This is a genomic window from Pseudomonas sp. St386 (assembly GCF_018325865.1).
GTDB classification, from domain to species: domain Bacteria; phylum Pseudomonadota; class Gammaproteobacteria; order Pseudomonadales; family Pseudomonadaceae; genus Aquipseudomonas; species Aquipseudomonas brassicacearum.
Map to the genome: position 1 here is coordinate 1,738,848 of NZ_AP021900.1, position 17,735 is coordinate 1,756,582.

Sequence of the window (17,735 nt, forward strand, 5' to 3'; positions counted from 1 at the left end):
TTTTTCAGAATGGCGCTCGGACACTGGGCTGTGGGAGCAAAGCTTGCTCGCGATACAGGCGCCTCGGGCCATCCGGGAGACCGCGTTATCTTCATCGCGGGCAAGTCTTGCTCCCACACGACCCCACACCACCTGTCTGTAGAAGCTCAGTCGATCCCCACAAACCCCCGGTCTGATGCTGCCACAATCGGGCATACAACCCGCCATGGGCCAGCAGTTCGGCATGGCTGCCGGTTTCGGCGATGCGGCCATTCTCCAGCACCACCAATCGGTCCATCCGGGCGATGGTGGAGAGGCGGTGGGCGATGGCGATCACGGTCTTGCCTTGCATCAAGGTCTCGAGGCTTTCCTGGATCGCCGCCTCGACTTCCGAGTCCAGCGCTGACGTCGCTTCGTCCATGATCAGGATCGGCGCGTCCTTGAGCAGTACCCGCGCGATAGCGATGCGCTGGCGCTGGCCGCCGGACAGTTTCACGCCGCGCTCACCCACATGGGCATCGAAGCCGGTGCGGCCTTCGGCGTCCGACAGCAGTGGGATGAACTCATCGGCCCGGGCCTTGCGCACGGCTTCCCAGAGTTGCGCATCGGTGGCGTCGGGCTTGCCGTAGAGCAGGTTCTCGCGAATCGAACGATGCAGCAGCGACGTGTCCTGGGTGATCATGCCGATGCGTTCGCGCAGGCTTTCCTGGCCGACTTCGGCGATGTCCTGGCCATCGATGAGAATGCGCCCGCCTTGCACGTCATAGAGGCGCAGCAGCAGGTTGACCAAGGTGGATTTACCCGCGCCGGACGGGCCGATCAGGCCGATTTTCTCGCCGGGCTTGATGGTCAGGTTGAGGTCGCCGATCACGCCACTTTTCTTGCCATAGTGGAAATCCACGTGCTCGAAACGCACCTCGCCCCGGGCCACGGCCAGAGGCTTGGCCTGATCGCGGTCGGTGACACTGACCGGCTGGGCGATGGTCTGCAAACCATCCTGGACCATGCCGATGTTTTCGAAGATGCCGGTGACGACCCACATGATCCAGCCGGACATGTTGACGATGCGTATCACCAGCCCGGTGGCCAACGCGATGGCGCCGACGCTGATCAGCGACTGGGTCCAGAGCCACAATGCCAGCGCGGTGGTGCCGACGATCAGCAGCCCGTTCATGCTGGTGATGACCAGGTCCATGCTGGTCACCACCCGGCCAGCCAACTGGGCTTTTTCGGTCTGCTCCTGGATGGCTTCGCGGGCGTATTGCTGTTCGAAATTGGTATGGGCGAACAGCTTCAGGGTGGTGATGTTGGTGTAGCCATCGACGATCCGCCCCATCAGTTTGGAGCGGGCATCGGACGACACCACCGAGCGCTCCTTGACCCGTGGCACGAAATAGCAGAGTGCGCCGATGTAGGCGGCAATCCACATCAGCAGCGGGATCATCAGGCGCCAGTCGGCTTCGGCGAACAGCACCAGGGAACTGACGGCGTAGATCAGCACGTGCCACAGGGCATCCACGGCCTGAACCGCCGAGTCACGCAGGGAGTTGCCGGTCTGCATGATGCGCTGGGCGATGCGCCCGGCGAAGTCGTTCTGGAAGAAATTCAGGCTCTGCTTGAGCACGTAGCTGTGGTTCTGCCAGCGAATCAGGCTGGTCATGCTGGGGCTCAGGGTCTGGTGCACGAGCAGGTCATGCAGGGCCACGAAGATCGGCCGGAAGATCAGCGCCACCACGGCCATCCAGGCCAGCTCCAGGCCATGGACCTTGAAGAAGTCCACATTGGGCGTGCCCTGGGTCAGGTCGATGATGCGGCTCAGGTAGCTGAACAGCGCCACTTCGATCAACGCGCCGATCAGGCCCACCACCAGCAGTACGGCGAAGCTGGGCCAGACCTGTTTCAGGTAATAGGTGTAGAAGGGCAGGACGCGATTCGGTGGGGCCGAGGTCGGGGCGTCGCGGAAGATATCGATCAGTGTTTCGAAACGGCGATAAACCATCAGTCAATGCCCTGGCAAGGGCTCTCCTTTTTGCTATGGGCGGCGCGGGATCACCGCGCCACCCAGGCTTGCCGTGTGCCTCTTCAGTCGACGCGCTTGGCCGACTTGATGAGCACAGGGTCGATCGGCACGTTTTGCATGCCTTGTTTGGTGGTGGTCTGGGAGTTGACGATGATGTCCACTACGTCCATGCCCTTGACCACTTTGGCGAACACCGCGTAACCGGCGTCACGGCCCGGGTCGAGGAACGCGTTGTCGGCCACGTTGATGAAGAACTGGCTGGTGGCCGAGTCCGGGTTGGAGGTGCGCGCCATCGACAAGGTGCCGCGAACGTTGTGCAGGCCATTGCTGGCTTCGTTCTTGATCGGTGCCTTGGTGTCTTTTTGCTGCATCTGTTGGGTAAAGCCGCCGCCCTGGGCCATGAAGCCCGGGATCACGCGGTGAAAAATCGTGTTGTTGTAGAAGCCGCTGTCTACGTACTCAAGGAAGTTCTTGGTACTGATGGGGCCTTGACCGGGTCCAGTTCGATTTCGATCTGGCCGTTGGTGGTGTCCAGCAATACATGCGGTGCCTTGGCGGGTGTCGCAGCCATCAGGTTGGCGGCAAACAGTACGGTGCCGGCGGCAAGGGCGATTTTTTTCAGCATGGGGTCAGTGATCCTGAGTGGTGGAATCGGTTGCGGTCAAAAAGTCGAGCAGGGTTTGGTTGAAGCGTTCGGGTTGATCCAGCGGGGTAGCGTGCCGTGAATCGGCGATGACCACCAGCCGTGCGTCGGGCAGCAGTTTTACATAGGCTTCTTTCAGCGCCACCGGGGTGTAGTCGTGGTCGGCGCAGATGACGAGGGTTGGACAGGCAACCTGCGAAAGTCGTTCCTGAACGCCCCAGCCTACGATCGCATCGAAGCTGGCGAGATAAGCATGTTTGTCGTTCTTTGCCCAGCGCCGGGCCATTTCCAGGCGTAACTCGGTTTGTTCGGGCTTGGGGAACAACTTGGCGCCGAGGGCCTTGCCGATGGTTTCCAGGCTGAGCAGGCGCATCAGGCTCCAGCGCTTGAACCATTGCCAGCAATCGTCGGGCGTGCGGACTTTGACTTCGGGCGCGCTGTTGACGATGCACAGGCTCTTGAGCCGTCCGGGGTCATCCACTGCCAGTTGAAAACAGATCATGCCGCCCATGGACCAGCCCACCAGATGCACCGGGCCCAGGCCCAGGTGTTCGATCAGGGCGCTCAGGTCGGCGCTGAAACCTTCGATGCTGTAGCGCCCGCGCGGCTTGTCGGAGCGACCGTGGCCGCGCACATCCACCACGATCAGGTGATAGTGGGTGGACAGCACCGGGATCTGTTTTTCCCAATCCTGGGTACTGGAACCCAGCCCGTGGACCAATACCAAGGGCGTGCCGTGGCCGTATTCCTCGTAGTGCAGGTTGCAACCTTCGTGCTCGAAATAGGCCATCGGTGAACTCCTTGTCAGGCTTGTTCAGGGGCTGCGAACGGCGCATCCAGTGGCGCGGTGTCGAAGGTGCGCAGCAATTCGATCAGGATCTGCGTGGCCGGGCCCAGGGGTTTTTCCTTGTTCGAATACAGATAGAAGCTCGGGTTGCGGCTGCCGCCCTGATCCAAGGGTAGCTGTTTAAGCGTGCCTTCCTTGAGTTCCCGCTCAATCATGTGCCGGGGCAGCCAGGCGAAGCCCAGGCCGCTGCCTACGAAGGTCGCGGCGGTGGCCAGGCTGCCGACGGTCCAGCGCTGCTCGGCGCCGAGCCAACCCACGTCGCGAGGTTGCTGGCGTCCGGAGTCGCGGATCACCACTTGCAACTGGCTCTCCAGATCCTGGAACGTCAGCTCGCGGTTGAGGCGATGCAGGGCGTGTTCGGGATGGGCCACCGCGACGAATTCAACGTCGCTCAATTCTGCCCCCAGATAGCCAGGAATGCTGAAGCTGCTGATGGCCAGGTCGGCCACGCCTTCGAGCAGCACTTCTTCGACACCCGACAACACTTCTTCGCGCAGCCGCACCCGGCAGCCACGGCTTTGTGGCATGAACGCCGTCAAGGCGCGAACGAGGCGGGCGTTGGGGTAGGCCGCGTCGACCACCAGGCGCACTTCCGCTTCCCAGCCTTGCTCCATGTGGTGGGCCAGGTCTTCCAGTTGGCTGGCCTGTTTCACCAGTTGCCGGGAACGGCGCAGCAGTACGCCGCCGGCCTCGGTCAGCACGGCCTTGCGACCATCGATGCGCAGCAACGGTACGCCGAGCTGATCCTGCATGCGGGCCACGGTGTAGCTCACTGACGACTGGGAGCGATGCAGCACTTCAGCGGCCTGGGCGAAGCCACCGTGGTCGACCACGGCCTGCAAGGTGCGCCATTGATCAAGGGTCACGCGGGGCGCTTTCATATCGAGCTCCTCTTGTCCTAAGCTGGCAGTCCCTTGGTGGAGACTGCCGAATGAAGAAAATCTGTTGTGTGGTGCTGGCCTTGCTGCCACTGACTGCGTTTGCCTACCCGATCGATGTGGAAAAACACCTCAACGGCCTGAGCATCGACTACAACGCCTATGACACCGATGCCGATATCGGTTCCATCCAGGTCAACAACTACGGCAGCACCGACGCGGCTTGTACCGTGGTCTTCAGCAATGGCCCTGAAGCACCTCGCACCCGCAAGATCGAAGTCGCCGCCGGCAAGTTCAAGAACGCCACGGCCAAGTTCAACCGCAACATCATCAAGCTGCGCATCAAGCTGACCTGTCAGCCGAAATAGCCCGGCAGTGGGGCAGGCAATATTGCTTGCTCCGCTTATAAACGAATTTATCGATGCTTTACAGCAGTTATTTGCGCTTTTTCATCGATATGCTCGCGTTTAATCTTCACTCCATCGACTGACAACATTCTCAGATGGAGCCTACAAGCCATGTCCCGCGTTCTGATCATCGAAAGCAGTGCCCGCCAGCAAGACTCGGTGTCCCGTCAACTGACCCAAACCTTTATCAGCCAGTGGAAAGCGGCGCACCCGGCCGACGAAATCAGCGTTCGCGACCTGGCCATCAATCCGGTGCCGCATCTGGATGCCAATCTGCTGGGGGGCTGGATGAAGCCGGCCGAGCAGCGCAGCGACGTTGAAAACGCCTCGCTGGAACGCTCCAACCAACTGACCGATGAACTGCTGGCCGCCGACGTACTGGTGATGGCTGCGCCGATGTACAACTTCGCCATCCCCAGCACCCTGAAAGCCTGGCTCGACCACGTGCTGCGTGCCGGCGTGACGTTCAAATACACCCCCACCGGCCCTCAAGGCCTGCTGGCCGACAAGCGCGCTTTCGTGCTCACCGCCCGTGGTGGCATTCACGCTGGCGGCAGCTCTGACCATCAAGAACCCTACCTGCGCCAGGTGATGGGCTTCATCGGGATCCACGACGTGACCTTCATCCATGCAGAGGGCATGAACCTGGGCGGCGACTTCCAGGAGAAGGGCCTGAATCAGGCCAACGCCAAACTGGCGCAGGTCGCCTGATCCGTTAATCCTCGGATAATCGCCAGGTGGTCTAGTGACTTGGCGCTTCCCTTCAAACCGTTTTGCGCATCGAACCTCCCTTTGCACTTATTGCTCCTGAGTGCATCAGCCCGATTGAACGCGTTAGCGAGATCGGGCTTTTTTTTGGGGAAATGGAAACAACGATCCTTTAAGATGAGCGGCCCTTAAAGCCTTGAGGGGTGGAAGATGTGCAGGCCCAGGCTTCTCCCGGATTTGGCAAGTCTCTCGATGCCTGCTGTGGTAATTTATGCGCGCAATTACAGTAGGGAGACTGTGATATGTTCAAAGTCAGACGGAAAACATGGGCTTTATTCCTGGCCTATCTCATAGGGGCAAGTGGTTATATCTACTACCTCTATGTCGAGACGCAAAGCGTCCTCACTGACAACATCAATAATAAATTGCTGCATGCCGCGCTGGGCGCTTCAGCCATCCTCGGCGACCGTTACCATGACAACCTGGTCGATAAACAATCCAAATCGCAAGCGCAGGACTGGGATACCATCCAGCGGCTTTCCGGCTTCAACGAGTCCATGGGGACTGCTTTTGTCTATAGCGTGATCAAGCGAGATGCAAAGGCCTACCTGATCAGTTCCAGTGCATCGAAAAAAGAAATTCAAGAGAAGAATTTCGTGCGTTTTTTCGACCCTTATCCCGATGCCAGCCAGGCTTTACTCGATAGTTTTAAGCGCACCGAGCCAACCTGGATCGACTACTCGGATCATTGGGGTGATTTTCGCGCGGTCTTTGTCCCGTTAAAATCACAAGACGGTACGGTGTATGTTGTCGGGGCGGAAATTACCTTGGCGGACTACTACCAACAACTTAATCATGACTCCCTTTACCACATCATCCTGGCCATCCTGGTATTTCTCGCTCTCCTCCTTTTGCGCATGCGCACTCATCTGCAGCAATTGCGGGTCAATGAGCAGGTATTGAATCAGGCGAAAAATGCCGCCGAAGACGCTGATCGTTCAAAAACCAGCTTTCTGGCAACCATGAGTCATGAAATTCGCACCCCGATGTACGGTGTCATTGGTGCGACCGAATTACTGGCCCGGTCTGCCCTGGATCCCGAGCAACGCCGTCTTCTTACAACGATTCATTCCAGTGGACGGACCCTGCTGTCTCTTATCGATAACATTCTCGACCTTGCCAAGATCGAAGCAGGCAAACTTGAATTGAAACCTCGTGTTTTCGAAGTGAGAGCACTGGTTTCATCCTGTATGGAACTAATCCGGCAAAATATCCAGGACAAACCCATCGTGCTGGAGGCGCAGTTTTCCCCGGACGTACCGCCTTTGGTCAAAACCGATATGGATTGCCTTCGCCAGATATTGATCAACTTGCTGGGCAATGCGGGCAAATTTACCGAAGCCGGAAAAATATCGCTCCTGGTCACCACCAGCGGCTACGGCTCCCAAGCATGGCTCGACTTCTCCATACGCGATACCGGCATCGGTATCCCCACGGAACGGCAAGACAATCTGTTCAAGCCCTTTGCCCAGTTTAAAGGGCCGGCCAGTCAACGCTTCACTGGGAGTGGGTTGGGTCTTTCCATCTGTAAGAACCTGCTTGAGGCGCAGCAGGGGACTTTATCGTTCACCAGCGAGCCTGGTGTCGGCTCGACATTCTCCTTCTCTCTCCCCCTGGCGCTTTTTTCAGTCTCGGAAATACCCATCAAGGATGATCATGCGGCGGTTGGCTTCGACTCGTCTTTTGCCGAGGATTATCCGCTCGATATCCTTCTGGTGGAGAACCATCCGGTGAGCCAGAAAGTGGCCATGGCGATGCTACAAGAGTTGGGTTATGCACCCGACCTTGCGTCAGATGGCCTGGAAGCGGTCAATCGTTGCATGGCTTCGATGCCAGCGATCATTCTGATGGATATCAACATGCCCGTGATGGATGGGATGGAGGCCGTGCGTAGAATCCGCGGATTGCCCCAGGGCGATACTTGCTACATCGTCGCGTTCACCGCGAGTGTTTTCTCCAGCGAGATAGAGCGTTTCAGGGCCGCTGGTGCCGATGACATCTTGACCAAACCGGCAAACTTCCAGGCGCTGACCCGAGTGCTCCAGCGTGCCGCCAGCCATCGGCACCAGCCTCAGGCCACTTCTTGGGTCGTGGATGAAATTCCAAGTTAGTGGGGAATCTGTGGGAGCGAGCTTGCTGGCGATGGCGGTGGGTCAGAAATACAGAGGCTGACTGACACTCCGCCATCGCCAGCAAGCTCGCTCCCACCGTTCAAAACCGCTATCTTCGCCGCCATTCGAAACGAGGGGCGGTATGGGCTATCTACTTTTTGTGACATTGATCCAGGCGTTTTCCTTCAGCCTGATCGGCGAGTACCTGGCCGGGCATGTGGACAGTTATTTCGCGGTGCTGGTGCGGGTGTTGCTGGCCGGGGTGGTGTTCATTCCGCTGACGCGCTGGCGCCAGGTGGAGCCGGTGTTCATGCGCGGCATGTTGTTGATCGGTGCCTTGCAGTTTGGCGTGACCTACGTCTGCCTGTACCTGAGCTTTCGAGTGCTGACGGTGCCCGAGGTGCTGCTTTTCACCATCCTGACGCCCCTGCACGTGACCTTGATCGAAGACGCGCTGAACCGTCGCTTCAATCCCTGGGCGCTGATCGCGGCGCTGGTGGCCGTGGCCGGCGCGGCGGTGATTCGCTACGACCGGATCAACCCGGATTTCTTCATGGGCTTCTTGCTGCTGCAACTGGCCAACTTCACCTATGCGGCTGGGCAGGTGCTCTACAAACACCTGGTGGCCCGCCACCCGAGCGACCTGCCGCATTACCGGCGCTTTGGTTATTTCTATCTCGGTGCACTGATGGTCGCGTTGCCGGCTTTCCTGTTGTTCGGCAAGGCCAGCTTCTGGCCTGAAGCGCCGCTGCAATGGGGCGTGCTGGTGTTCCTCGGCCTGGTCTCCACCGCGTTGGGGCTGTACTGGTGGAACAAGGGCGCGTGCCAGGTCAATGGCGGTACGCTGGCGGTGATGAACAACCTGCATGTGCCGGTGGGGCTACTGGTGAACCTGCTGATCTGGAACCAGCACGAGGCACTGGGGCGGTTGCTGCTGGGTGGGTCGGTGATATTGGCGGCGGTGTGGATCAGCCGGTTGGGGGTACGCCAACCTCAGCCTTCGCCCTGAACACTGTGGGAGCGAGCTTGCTCGCGATAGTGGAGTATCAGTCAGCATCTATGTTTCTGACACACCGCTATCGCGAGCAAGCTTGCTCCCACAGGGGAATGGGGGTTGGCTTTAGACCACCTGCTTCTGCGGCTCCGGCAGGTGGCTCGCCCCCAGCACCGCCGGCAGCAACCCCGAACGCAGGTCCGTGCCGCTCGGCTGCTGGTACAGGTTCAACCCGAACTCCGGCATCACCGCCAGCAGGTAATCGAAAATATCCCCCTGGATACGTTCGTAGTCGGTCCACGCTGTGGTGCGGGTGAAGCAGTAGATTTCCAGCGGGATGCCCTGGGCGGTGGTCTGCAACTGCCGGACCATGCAGGTCATGTTCGGCTGGATCTCTGCGTGGCTTTTCAAATACGCCAATGCATAAGCGCGGAAGGTGCCCAGGTTGGTCATCCGCCGACGGTTGGCCGACATCGCCGCGACGTTGCCCTGGGCCTCGTTCCAGGCCTTGAGTTCGGCCTGCTTGCGGCCGATGTAGTCGGTCAGCAGGCGCACCTGGGTCAGGCGCTGTTCTTCCTCGTCGTGCAGGAATCGCACGCCGCTGGCGTCGATGAACAGGCTGCGCTTGATCCGCCGCCCGCCGGACTGCTGCATGCCGCGCCAGTTCTTGAACGACTCGGACATCAGGCGCCATGTGGGGATCGAGACGATGGTCTTGTCGAAGTTCTGCACCTTGACCGTGTGCAGTGTGATGTCCACCACATCACCGTCGGCGCCGACCTGGGGCATCTCGATCCAGTCGCCGACCCGCAGCATGTCGTTGCTGGTCAATTGCACGCTGGCGACGAACGACAGCAGGGTGTCCTTGTAGACCAACAGGATTACCGCCGACATCGCACCCAGGCCCGACAACAGCAACAGCGGCGAGCGGTCGATCAGGGTGGCAACGATGATGATCGCGCCAAACACATACAGCACCATCTTCGTCAGTTGCACGTAGCCTTTGATCGAGCGGGTACGTGCATGCTCGGTGCGGGCGTAGACATCCAGCATGGCGCTGAGCAGGGCACTGAGGCTCAACACCATGAACAGGATGGTGAAAGCCAGGGCGACATTGCCCAGGAAAATCATGCTGGTCTTGCTCAGCTCCGGCACCAGGTGCAGGCCGAACTGGATGATCAGCGACGGCGTCATCTGCGCCAGGCGATGAAAGACCTTGTTCTGGCGCAGGTCATTGACCCAGTTCAAGGCCGGTTGGCGCCCCAGCAACTTGGCAGCGTGCAAAATCAGGTAGCGCGCCACACGGCCAAGCACCAGGGCGATGACCAGCAGCACCATCAGGGCGAGGCTGGAATGCAGGAGCGGGTGCTGGTCAAGGGCACCCCAGAGGTCTTGGAGGTTGACCCAGAGTTGTTTGATGTCCATGGACGAAACGGTTCTTCTATAAAGATGCGACGGTGCGATTAGAGCATTTAAGCCCGGTCAAGTGACCGTTGATGCAATAACGGCTGATAAAAATGCACTGATTTACCGCCGTTTGTATAAAGAAACTCGGCCTTCGCGCTCGAAACCGTTACCCTATGCAGCTGTTTTTTTGCATTTCTTCGAGGTAGCACCCGTGTTTTCCCAATTCGCCCTGCACGAACGCCTGCTCAAAGCCGTGGCCGAGCTTAAATTTGTCGAGCCAACGCCGGTGCAGGCAGCGGCTATTCCGCTCGCGCTCCAGGGGCGTGACCTGCGGGTGACGGCGCAAACCGGCAGCGGCAAGACCGCCGCGTTCGTGCTGCCGATCCTCAACCGCCTGATCGGCCCGGCCAAGGTCCGCGTCAGCATCAAGACCCTGATCCTGCTGCCGACCCGCGAACTGGCCCAGCAGACCTTGAAGGAAGTGGAGCGCTTCTCGCAGTTCACCTTCATCAAGTCCGGCCTGATCACCGGCGGCGAAGACTTCAAGGTCCAGGCCGCCATGCTGCGCAAGGTGCCGGACATCCTGATCGGTACCCCGGGGCGGATGATCGAGCAGTTGAACGCCGGCAACCTCGACCTCAAGGAAGTCGAAGTGCTGGTGCTGGACGAAGCCGACCGTATGTTGGACATGGGCTTTGCCGAAGACGTGCAGCGCTTGGTGGACGAATGCGTCAATCGCCAGCAGACCATGCTGTTCTCTGCCACCACCGGCGGTTCGGGCTTGCGCGAGATGATCGCCAAGGTGCTGAACAACCCTGAGCATTTGCAGCTCAACGCGGTCAGCCAACTGAACTCCACCACCCGCCAGCAGATCATCACCGCTGACCACAACCAGCACAAAGAGCAAATCGTGAACTGGTTGCTGGCCAACGAGACCTACGAAAAAGCCATCGTCTTCACCAACACCCGGGCCATGGCCGACCGCATCTACGGTCGCCTCGTTGCCCAGGAATACAAGGCGTTCGTGCTGCACGGCGAGAAAGACCAGAAGGACCGCAAGCTGGCCATCGACCGCCTGAAGCAGGGCGGCGTGAAAATCCTTGTCGCCACCGATGTTGCTGCCCGTGGCCTGGACGTGGATGGCCTGGACATGGTCATCAACTTCGACATGCCCCGCAGCGGTGATGAATACGTGCACCGCATCGGTCGGACCGGTCGTGCCGGCAACGACGGCCTGGCGATCTCGCTGATCTGCCACGGCGACTGGAACCTGATGTCGAGCATCGAGCGCTACCTCAAGCAGAGCTTCGAGCGTCGCACTATCAAGGAAGTCAAAGGCACGTACGGCGGACCGAAAAAGGTCAAGGCGTCGGGCAAGGCCGTTGGTGTGAAGAAGAAAAAGGTCGACGCCAAGGGCGACAAGAAGAAGGCCGGCGCGAAGGCCCCGACCAAACGCAAGACCGCCAACCGCCCGAAGACCGACGCCCCGTCGCTGGTCAGCAAGGACGGCATGGCCCCACTCAAGCGCCGCAAGCCAGAGGCGCCGGCGGCTGAGTAAGTCAGCGTTAGCGTTGTATGAAAAAACCGGACCTTGGGTCCGGTTTTTTTATGGGTGAGTACTCAAACTCAAGTCCAGCGCAGGGCCCCTGTGGCGATGGGAATTTGTGGGAGCAAAGCTTGCTCGCGACACAGGCGCCTCGATTTCTGAAAGACCGCATCGCCTTCATCGCGGGCAAACCTTGCTCCCACAAATAACCTCGCCACAAAAGCGGGTTGGGCTCGGCTGTGGCTAATCATCCCGCTTTCTTCTCCGCGTTCTTCAGCTCTTCCAGGCGCTTATCAATCAGCTGGCACTTATCCGGCACATCCTTGCTGGCAGTCTCCAGGTCCATGGCCTGCAACTCATCGTTGATTTCCTTGGCCTTGGCCGGGTTCTGTTCGGTGAGCTTGGTCACTTCCTGGGCCAATTGTTCACGCTTGGCAGTCGCTTCCTCAGGCGTACAAGTGGCCCAGGCGGGCAGGGCGCAGGTGAGGGCGGCGGCGAGGGTGAGTTTCAAGAGGGTCTTCATGGCAGGGCCTCATATTCCTTGTTGGGCAGGTAATGGGTTGAGGCTGGGGTTGGGGGGAAAGTTCATTAGCCGTCGACTTGTCTGCTGCTTGGCAGATGTTCCATCGCCTGTCCGTTTCGTAGAAAGTTTCAACCTCCGAGCGGGATCCTTCGTACTTCTTTACGGGATGCGTCTGATTTCAGAAGGACAGTTTCGACAGTAGTCTTTGGTCAGAGGTGCGCCGCGTCGAACCATCGGCCTGATCAGTGTGTGGTTGGCGTGGTTGGTTACACCGAACGGCGAGGCGATGAGATCTGCATGTCTGCGCCCGAATAGCCACTAAGCAGGAGGCATACGTTATGTCGGAAACATCGAAAACCGATTGGGAGCGTTTGGCCAAGTTGGACGACTCGGACATCGATACCAGCGATATACCCCCGCTAGGTGAGGATTTCTTCCGCCGCGCCGTGCTGATGAACATGCACAATCCTCCCCATCCCGGGGAGTTCATTGCCGAGACTTACTTGGATCCGAACGGCATCAGCGGCCTTGAACTGGCAGAAAAGCTCGGGATAACCCCCTCAACACTGAACCGTGTCTTGAAGGGCTCTAGCCGCGTTTCGCCTGAAATGGCGTTGCGGCTGTCTGTAGCGCTTGGCCGTTCGCCGGAGAGTTGGCTAGCCATGCAGGATGCTTACGATCTGTGGGTGGCGCAGGGCAAGGGGATTTGAGATAGACGAATCGAGATCGGTCTGTCTTTTTAATCGTGGTCTGGTCCGGTTCTCGTATGGAAGCAGGTCCCCTTAGTTTCCCATCCTTCCATTACCCGCTATTTACGCTGGCAGGCACAGAAGGCGACCGCTACGCAGTCGAGCGGGAGCAAGCTCCCTCGCCACAGGGTTCGCGCTCGACTGGGCGGGTTGGCGCATTAGCTGTGGCAGCAGCCATGAGGCTTGGCCTCTTCGTATTTATCGTGGTGTCGCACCCAGTCCATGATTTCGTCTTCGTTGCGGCCCTTGGGCGTCAGGTCGAGGTAGTTGTAGGTGCCGACCAGGATGTCGAGGCCGCGGGCGTAGGTGGAGTAGGTGTGGAAGATGTCGCCGGCTTCGTCGCGATAGAAGACGCTCAGGCCGGGGAGTTCGCCTTCGGTGGTGTCGGTTGTTTCGTAGTTGTAGGTGGCTTTTCCGGTGACGGTGTCTTCGGTTTTGAAGCTGACGCCGAAGTCGTAGTTGAAGTCGCAGTCTTGCGATGAGACCCAGTCAAACTTCCAGCCCATGCGGCGTTTGAAGGGTTGGAATTCGGCGAAAGGGGCGCGGGAGACGGCGACCAAGGCGACGTCGTGGTGGGCCAGGTGTTGGTTGGCGCCGTCGATGTGGTCGGACAGGAACGAGCAGCCCTGGCAGCCTTCTGTCCAGCCGGGGCCGAACATGAAGTGGTAGATGATCAGTTGGCTGCGGCCGCCGAACAGGTCGGCCAGGCTCAGTTCGCCGTCGGGGCCTTGGAAGCGGTAGGGTTTTTCGATTTTGACCCAGGGCAGGGCGCGGCGTTCGGCGCTGAGTTTGTCCCGTTCGCGGGTGAAGGCTTTTTCGTGGGCGAGGTGTTGGCGGCGGGCGGCGAGCCATTCTTCCCGCGAGACGACTGGATGGTTCTCTACGTTCATGGTGATTTCTCCTGTGGTCAGGGCCGCTAGATCGGCCTTCAACAGTTGGTCGTTTGGCCTCGGAGCAATTCGACAGGCCGTTGGTCGGTTCAAGGTTGGGACCGACTGGAAACCCGGCTGAACGGCGGCGCGGCGCCTCGGTCACAACCTAGGTAGGCATCTCACTCTTTGGAGGATGGACCAGGATGACGACTTATAACTGGGACTTGATCGAACGGTTGTTGCACGAAGTGCAGAACGGCGCCGGTCACAGCTTTGCTCCTCGGGCTTACGCGGAGGAATACGCGGCGGCGAAAGCGGCAGAAGGCGAGCCGATCGAGAACCTCGATCATCTGAAGGCTGTCGCTGGGGAGTATGAAAAGTTGCTGCTTGAACGTGGCTACATTGAGCCGCGGCCGGAGGAAGAGGGCGGCAACGGCGAGAATTTTGTGCTGACGCCGCGTGGCTCGCGGTTGTTGAGCCTGATCGACAGCAGCATCCCGGGTAATGATCATCCGCGCCAGGTGCTGGATGAGCAGGAAGATGCGCTGGATGAGTTTACGTTTGATGATTTGGCTTCCAAGGCGCAGATTGCCTGACAGGCCTGTACTGAATCCCGTGGGAGCTGGGTTTGTGTGGGAGCAAGGCTTGCCCGCGATGCAGGCAACATGGTCTATCAGATGGACCGAGGTGATGCTATCGCGGGCAAGCCTTGCTCCCACACAAGCTCGCTCTCACATGGGATCTCAGTGGTTTTAGGAGCGTGCTGCTTTCAGGCACTTCAAATCAGTGAAATCCTTCTTCACCCCGTCGATTTTCTTCAGCAGCCGTTCGCGCTGGGGCGGGGTGCTTTCGGCCATCAGGTCCACCAGCAGGCTGCGGGCCTGGGCTTCGGTTTTGCTGAAGGCCTCGCGGTAGGCGGGGGTCCAGAGGCTTTCGCGGTTGACCAGCAATTGTTCGATGCGCTTGGGGAAGTCGGGGCTGTGGCGTTGGGCCACGGCTTCGCTGAACTGGTTTTGCCAGTGGGCGCGGTTGGCGATCCATTGCTGGTTCTGGTCCCCCAGGGCGGTGGACCAGGCCGTCACCCGTTGGCGCTGGGCGTCGGTGAGCGGGCCGAGCCAGTCGTCCAGGCGTTTGACCATGCGGTCGCTGCGTTCCTGGATCTGTTCCTGCAACGTCGGCTTGAGGTACTGCTGCTGGCGTTTGCGCTGGTCCTTGACGAAGGCGGCGTCCATGTCATCGACTTGGTCGTCGTTCAGGCCTTGCAGCAATTCGATGGCCGAGGGGGTGATTTCCCGGGCGGTTTCGGCGATGGCGGCCTCGGCTTCCTGGGTGCGTTGTTGCAAGGCTTCGTCGGTTACCTGGTCGGTTTGTACCATGGTCTTGAGGCGATCCAGCCAGTCGAGGTAACCGGGCAATTGGGTGGTGCAATGCCAGGTCAGATGGTCCTTGAGGCGTTCGTTGAACCAGTCTTTTTGCGCGCCTCTGATGTCCAGGTAATCGTTGAGGGTCCAGGGAATGATCAGGTCGAGGTTGCGGTAGGCCAGGCCTATGCGGCTGCAGGCGGTGAGCGTCAGCAACAGGGTGATGAACATGGCAGAGCGGGTCAACCAGCGCGGCATGAGCGAGTCCTTGCGAAGGCGGAGGTGCTTTGTTTGAGCATCGCAGACGCGCGGCAGTTCAGCCGATTAAATGCGTAACGCTTAGTAAAAAGGGTGGGCCATCTTGAGGGTCAGCAGGCTGTCGCATTCGCTGTTGTGGCCGGAGTATGCCGAGCAACTGCTGCCGCTGAGGCTTGAGTCGCTGTAGATCAGGTCCAGGTCGAGGCCCTTCCACGGGCGGGAAATTTTCAATGACCAGTCGCTGAAACTGCCGACATAACCGTTCTCGACGGAGACCGGTGTATTGAGCTGGTGGGTGGTGTATTTGGCGCTGATGCCAATTCCGAACGGTATGTTGCCGCCCAGGTCGGCAAACAGCGTGCTGTTCTGTTTGTCCGGGTCGTTGCTCAGGGCCGCGCCGAAACGGCTGCCAAGCACGGTCAGGCCACCGTAGAACTCCTGGCTGTCGAGGGTATCGACGGTGGGGTAGCTGTAGTGGATCAGGCCGACTTCGTAGCCCAGGGTCTGGTCGAAGGGTTGTTTAAAGCCCATGTAGGAATCGACTTCAAGGTCGGCGGACGGTGTCAGGCCGGCGCTGGGTGACCACTGGCCGACGTACCAGCCGCTGTCGTGGCTCAGGTCCAGGCCACCATGGAACGAGCCGGTGCTCGACGGCGTGACCAGGCCCTGGGCCATGCTGCGGCTGGGCGTGGTGCCAAGCTTGAGGTCGAAGTCGCCGAGCTCGCGCTGGAATACCTGCCCCTGGGCGAGGGAACATGGCAACAGGCTGATCATCAGCACAACAATAGGGCCACGCATGCTTCACTCCATGAAAAGCGGGAAGCAGGATCGGTTATTAAGCTGAAACGCTTGAGCTAGAGAGGTGAAAGCATACCGGCGAATGCTCGGCTGCGAAGGCCGTTCGTCGATTCATGGGAAATGGGTGGGGCGGGGGAGGGTTCCAGTCCAAGCGCTTCGAAGCTCAAAGCGCTTTGGGACCAGGTGACGCGCAGGTTACTTCTTGCCCAGGCTGATCTGCTTGGACGGGCCGAATGTCTGGCCGCTGACGCCTTTGGCAATTTGCTGGATCTCGCCGCCGGACTTGAGGAACGCAGCGATCTGGTCGTTGATCGACTCGCTGGTTTCAACGGCTGGAGCTGGCTTTGCTTTGCTGTTGGATGCTTTTACGCGCATGACGGCCATTAACCTGTAGATAATTAATTGGGCCAGGCATCGTACAGGAAATACTTGACAATTGCTTGGCAAATATCCTTCTGAATTATCACTATCGTGACGGGAATAATGAGCGATTATCCGGCAATTATTGCCCTAAGCCTCTGTTTTAAATAACAACCGTGGACGAAATACGGCGTTGATGGCGAGCTGTACGCACCGTGGTTCGCCTGACGAATGGCCGTGTCTGGGGCGAAAGCCCAGGAAAATCAACGGTTGTGCAGGACCTTGCCGGCAAACCTTGCCTGTGACCACGAATCGCACTGCAAAACCGGGTAGAATGCCGCCCACGCAATGAGGGTATTGGAAATGGCTTTAGTCGGGCGCTACAACAGTTTGCAAGTGGTTAAACACACTAACTTCGGTTTATATCTGGACGGCGGTGCGGACGGCGAAATCCTGCTGCCCAACCGTTATATCCCCAAGGATATTCCCAGCGAAGATGAAGACTGGCTCAATGTTTTTATTTATCTGGACAGCGACGACAAACTGATCGCCACCACGGAAAAACCCAAAGTTCAGGTCGGTGAATTTGCCAGCCTGAAAGTGGCTGAAGTCAACAGCATCGGCGTGTTCCTGGACTGGGGCCTGCCCAAGGATCTGCTGCTGCCGTACTCCGAAGAAAAGCGCCAGATGACCGCTGGCGAGTACTGCGTGGTACACGTCTACCTCGACAAGCACACTCGCCGCATCACCGCCACGGCGCGCCTGGATCGTTACCTGGACAAGACACCGGCCAACTACACGCCGGGCCAGGAAGTGGATTTGCTGGTCGCCGAAGCCACCGACATGGGGTTCAAGGCGATCATCAACAACAAGCACTGGGGCCTGATCCACAAGAACGAAATCTTCAAGTTCATGCGCGCCGGTAAGCAGGAAAAAGGCTTCATCAAGGAAATCCGCCCGGACGGCAAGATCAGCCTGAGCCTGCAGCCCGTGGGCCAGGAAGCCGCCACCAGCCTGAACGCCAAGATCCTCGCCAAGTTGCGTGAAAACAACGGCACGTTGCCGGTCAGCGACAAGAGCGACCCGGTGCTGATCAGCAGCCTGTTTGGCGTGAGCAAGGGCAACTTCAAGAAGGCCATTGGTGCGCTGTACAAGAATGGGCAGATTGTCATTCATGCCGATCGCATCGAGTTGAGCTGATCTTCAGTCGAGCC

17 protein-coding genes and 1 pseudogene are annotated in these 17,735 nt (G+C 59.1%); 8 read left to right on the forward strand and 10 right to left on the reverse strand.

Annotation, left to right across the window (positions count from 1 at the left end):
- Window positions 1-91: 91 nt before the first annotated feature.
- The 4 genes and pseudogenes from KI235_RS07715 to KI235_RS07730 all read right to left on the reverse strand — a co-directional run bounded on the left by KI235_RS07715 (window position 92) and on the right by KI235_RS07730 (window position 4,370).
- Complete coding sequence (locus KI235_RS07715; protein ID WP_244864289.1) at window positions 92-1,978, reverse strand: ABC transporter ATP-binding protein; 1,887 nt, start codon at window positions 1,976-1,978, stop codon at window positions 92-94.
- 83 nt (window positions 1,979-2,061) lie between these two features.
- Window positions 2,062-2,624 (reverse strand): annotated as a pseudogene (locus KI235_RS07720) (peptidylprolyl isomerase).
- Between the two features lie 4 nt (window positions 2,625-2,628).
- The gene (locus tag KI235_RS07725; RefSeq protein WP_003198922.1) at window positions 2,629-3,432 is read right to left on the reverse strand and encodes an alpha/beta hydrolase; all 804 of its coding nucleotides are present in this window, start codon (window positions 3,430-3,432) and stop codon (window positions 2,629-2,631) included.
- 14 nt (window positions 3,433-3,446) lie between these two features.
- Window positions 3,447-4,370, reverse strand: coding sequence for a LysR family transcriptional regulator (locus tag KI235_RS07730; RefSeq protein WP_003198924.1), 924 nt, complete (start codon window positions 4,368-4,370; stop codon window positions 3,447-3,449).
- A gap of 50 nt (window positions 4,371-4,420) precedes the next feature.
- Here KI235_RS07730 and KI235_RS07735 point away from each other — a divergent pair, with 50 nt between their 5' ends.
- The 4 genes from KI235_RS07735 to KI235_RS07750 all read left to right on the forward strand — a co-directional run bounded on the left by KI235_RS07735 (window position 4,421) and on the right by KI235_RS07750 (window position 8,662).
- Complete coding sequence (locus KI235_RS07735) at window positions 4,421-4,735, forward strand: hypothetical protein (protein ID WP_003198925.1); 315 nt, start codon at window positions 4,421-4,423, stop codon at window positions 4,733-4,735.
- A 150-nt stretch (window positions 4,736-4,885) separates the two neighbouring features.
- A complete protein-coding gene (locus tag KI235_RS07740) occupies window positions 4,886-5,485 on the forward strand; it encodes an FMN-dependent NADH-azoreductase (protein WP_003198927.1) in 600 nt (199 codons plus the stop codon).
- A 299-nt stretch (window positions 5,486-5,784) separates the two neighbouring features.
- Window positions 5,785-7,653: an ATP-binding protein gene (locus tag KI235_RS07745; protein ID WP_039010834.1), complete on the forward strand. Its 1,869-nt coding sequence runs from the start codon at window positions 5,785-5,787 to the stop codon at window positions 7,651-7,653.
- Window positions 7,654-7,795: 142 nt separating this feature from the next.
- Complete coding sequence (locus KI235_RS07750) at window positions 7,796-8,662, forward strand: carboxylate/amino acid/amine transporter (RefSeq protein WP_212795621.1); 867 nt, start codon at window positions 7,796-7,798, stop codon at window positions 8,660-8,662.
- A 111-nt stretch (window positions 8,663-8,773) separates the two neighbouring features.
- Here KI235_RS07750 and KI235_RS07755 read toward each other — a convergent pair whose 3' ends face one another.
- On the reverse strand, window positions 8,774-10,072 hold the full coding sequence (locus KI235_RS07755) for a mechanosensitive ion channel family protein (RefSeq protein ID WP_212795622.1): 1,299 nt from the start codon (window positions 10,070-10,072) through the stop codon (window positions 8,774-8,776).
- A 193-nt stretch (window positions 10,073-10,265) separates the two neighbouring features.
- Here KI235_RS07755 and KI235_RS07760 point away from each other — a divergent pair, with 193 nt between their 5' ends.
- Window positions 10,266-11,612, forward strand: a complete 1,347-nt coding sequence (locus KI235_RS07760; RefSeq protein ID WP_212795623.1) for a DEAD/DEAH box helicase — start codon at window positions 10,266-10,268, stop codon at window positions 11,610-11,612.
- Window positions 11,613-11,847: 235 nt separating this feature from the next.
- Here the strand turns inward: KI235_RS07760 and KI235_RS07765 are convergent, their stop codons facing one another.
- Window positions 11,848-12,123: a hypothetical protein gene (locus KI235_RS07765; protein WP_212795624.1), complete on the reverse strand. Its 276-nt coding sequence runs from the start codon at window positions 12,121-12,123 to the stop codon at window positions 11,848-11,850.
- A 452-nt stretch (window positions 12,124-12,575) separates the two neighbouring features.
- On the opposite strand from KI235_RS07765, the gene KI235_RS07775 reads away from it, so the two are divergent.
- Complete coding sequence (locus tag KI235_RS07775) at window positions 12,576-12,833, forward strand: HigA family addiction module antitoxin (protein WP_038856043.1); 258 nt, start codon at window positions 12,576-12,578, stop codon at window positions 12,831-12,833.
- 197 nt (window positions 12,834-13,030) lie between these two features.
- Here the strand turns inward: KI235_RS07775 and KI235_RS07780 are convergent, their stop codons facing one another.
- Window positions 13,031-13,762, reverse strand: coding sequence for a thioredoxin family protein (locus KI235_RS07780; protein WP_212795625.1), 732 nt, complete (start codon window positions 13,760-13,762; stop codon window positions 13,031-13,033).
- A 185-nt stretch (window positions 13,763-13,947) separates the two neighbouring features.
- On the opposite strand from KI235_RS07780, the gene KI235_RS07785 reads away from it, so the two are divergent.
- Window positions 13,948-14,340, forward strand: coding sequence for a transcriptional regulator (locus KI235_RS07785; protein WP_212795626.1), 393 nt, complete (start codon window positions 13,948-13,950; stop codon window positions 14,338-14,340).
- Between the two features lie 156 nt (window positions 14,341-14,496).
- On the opposite strand, the gene KI235_RS07790 is transcribed toward KI235_RS07785, so the two are convergent.
- From KI235_RS07790 to KI235_RS07800, 3 genes are all read right to left on the reverse strand, one after another.
- Entirely contained in the window at window positions 14,497-15,363 is an 867-nt protein-coding gene (locus tag KI235_RS07790) for a DUF6279 family lipoprotein (protein WP_212795627.1), read from the reverse strand.
- Between the two features lie 81 nt (window positions 15,364-15,444).
- Entirely contained in the window at window positions 15,445-16,161 is a 717-nt protein-coding gene (locus KI235_RS07795; RefSeq protein WP_212795628.1) for a TorF family putative porin, read from the reverse strand.
- A gap of 195 nt (window positions 16,162-16,356) precedes the next feature.
- The gene (locus tag KI235_RS07800) at window positions 16,357-16,545 is read right to left on the reverse strand and encodes a hypothetical protein (RefSeq protein WP_018607615.1); all 189 of its coding nucleotides are present in this window, start codon (window positions 16,543-16,545) and stop codon (window positions 16,357-16,359) included.
- Between the two features lie 339 nt (window positions 16,546-16,884).
- On the opposite strand from KI235_RS07800, the gene KI235_RS07805 reads away from it, so the two are divergent.
- Window positions 16,885-17,721: a S1-like domain-containing RNA-binding protein gene (locus KI235_RS07805; RefSeq protein WP_013692512.1), complete on the forward strand. Its 837-nt coding sequence runs from the start codon at window positions 16,885-16,887 to the stop codon at window positions 17,719-17,721.
- Window positions 17,722-17,735: the final 14 nt, after the last annotated feature.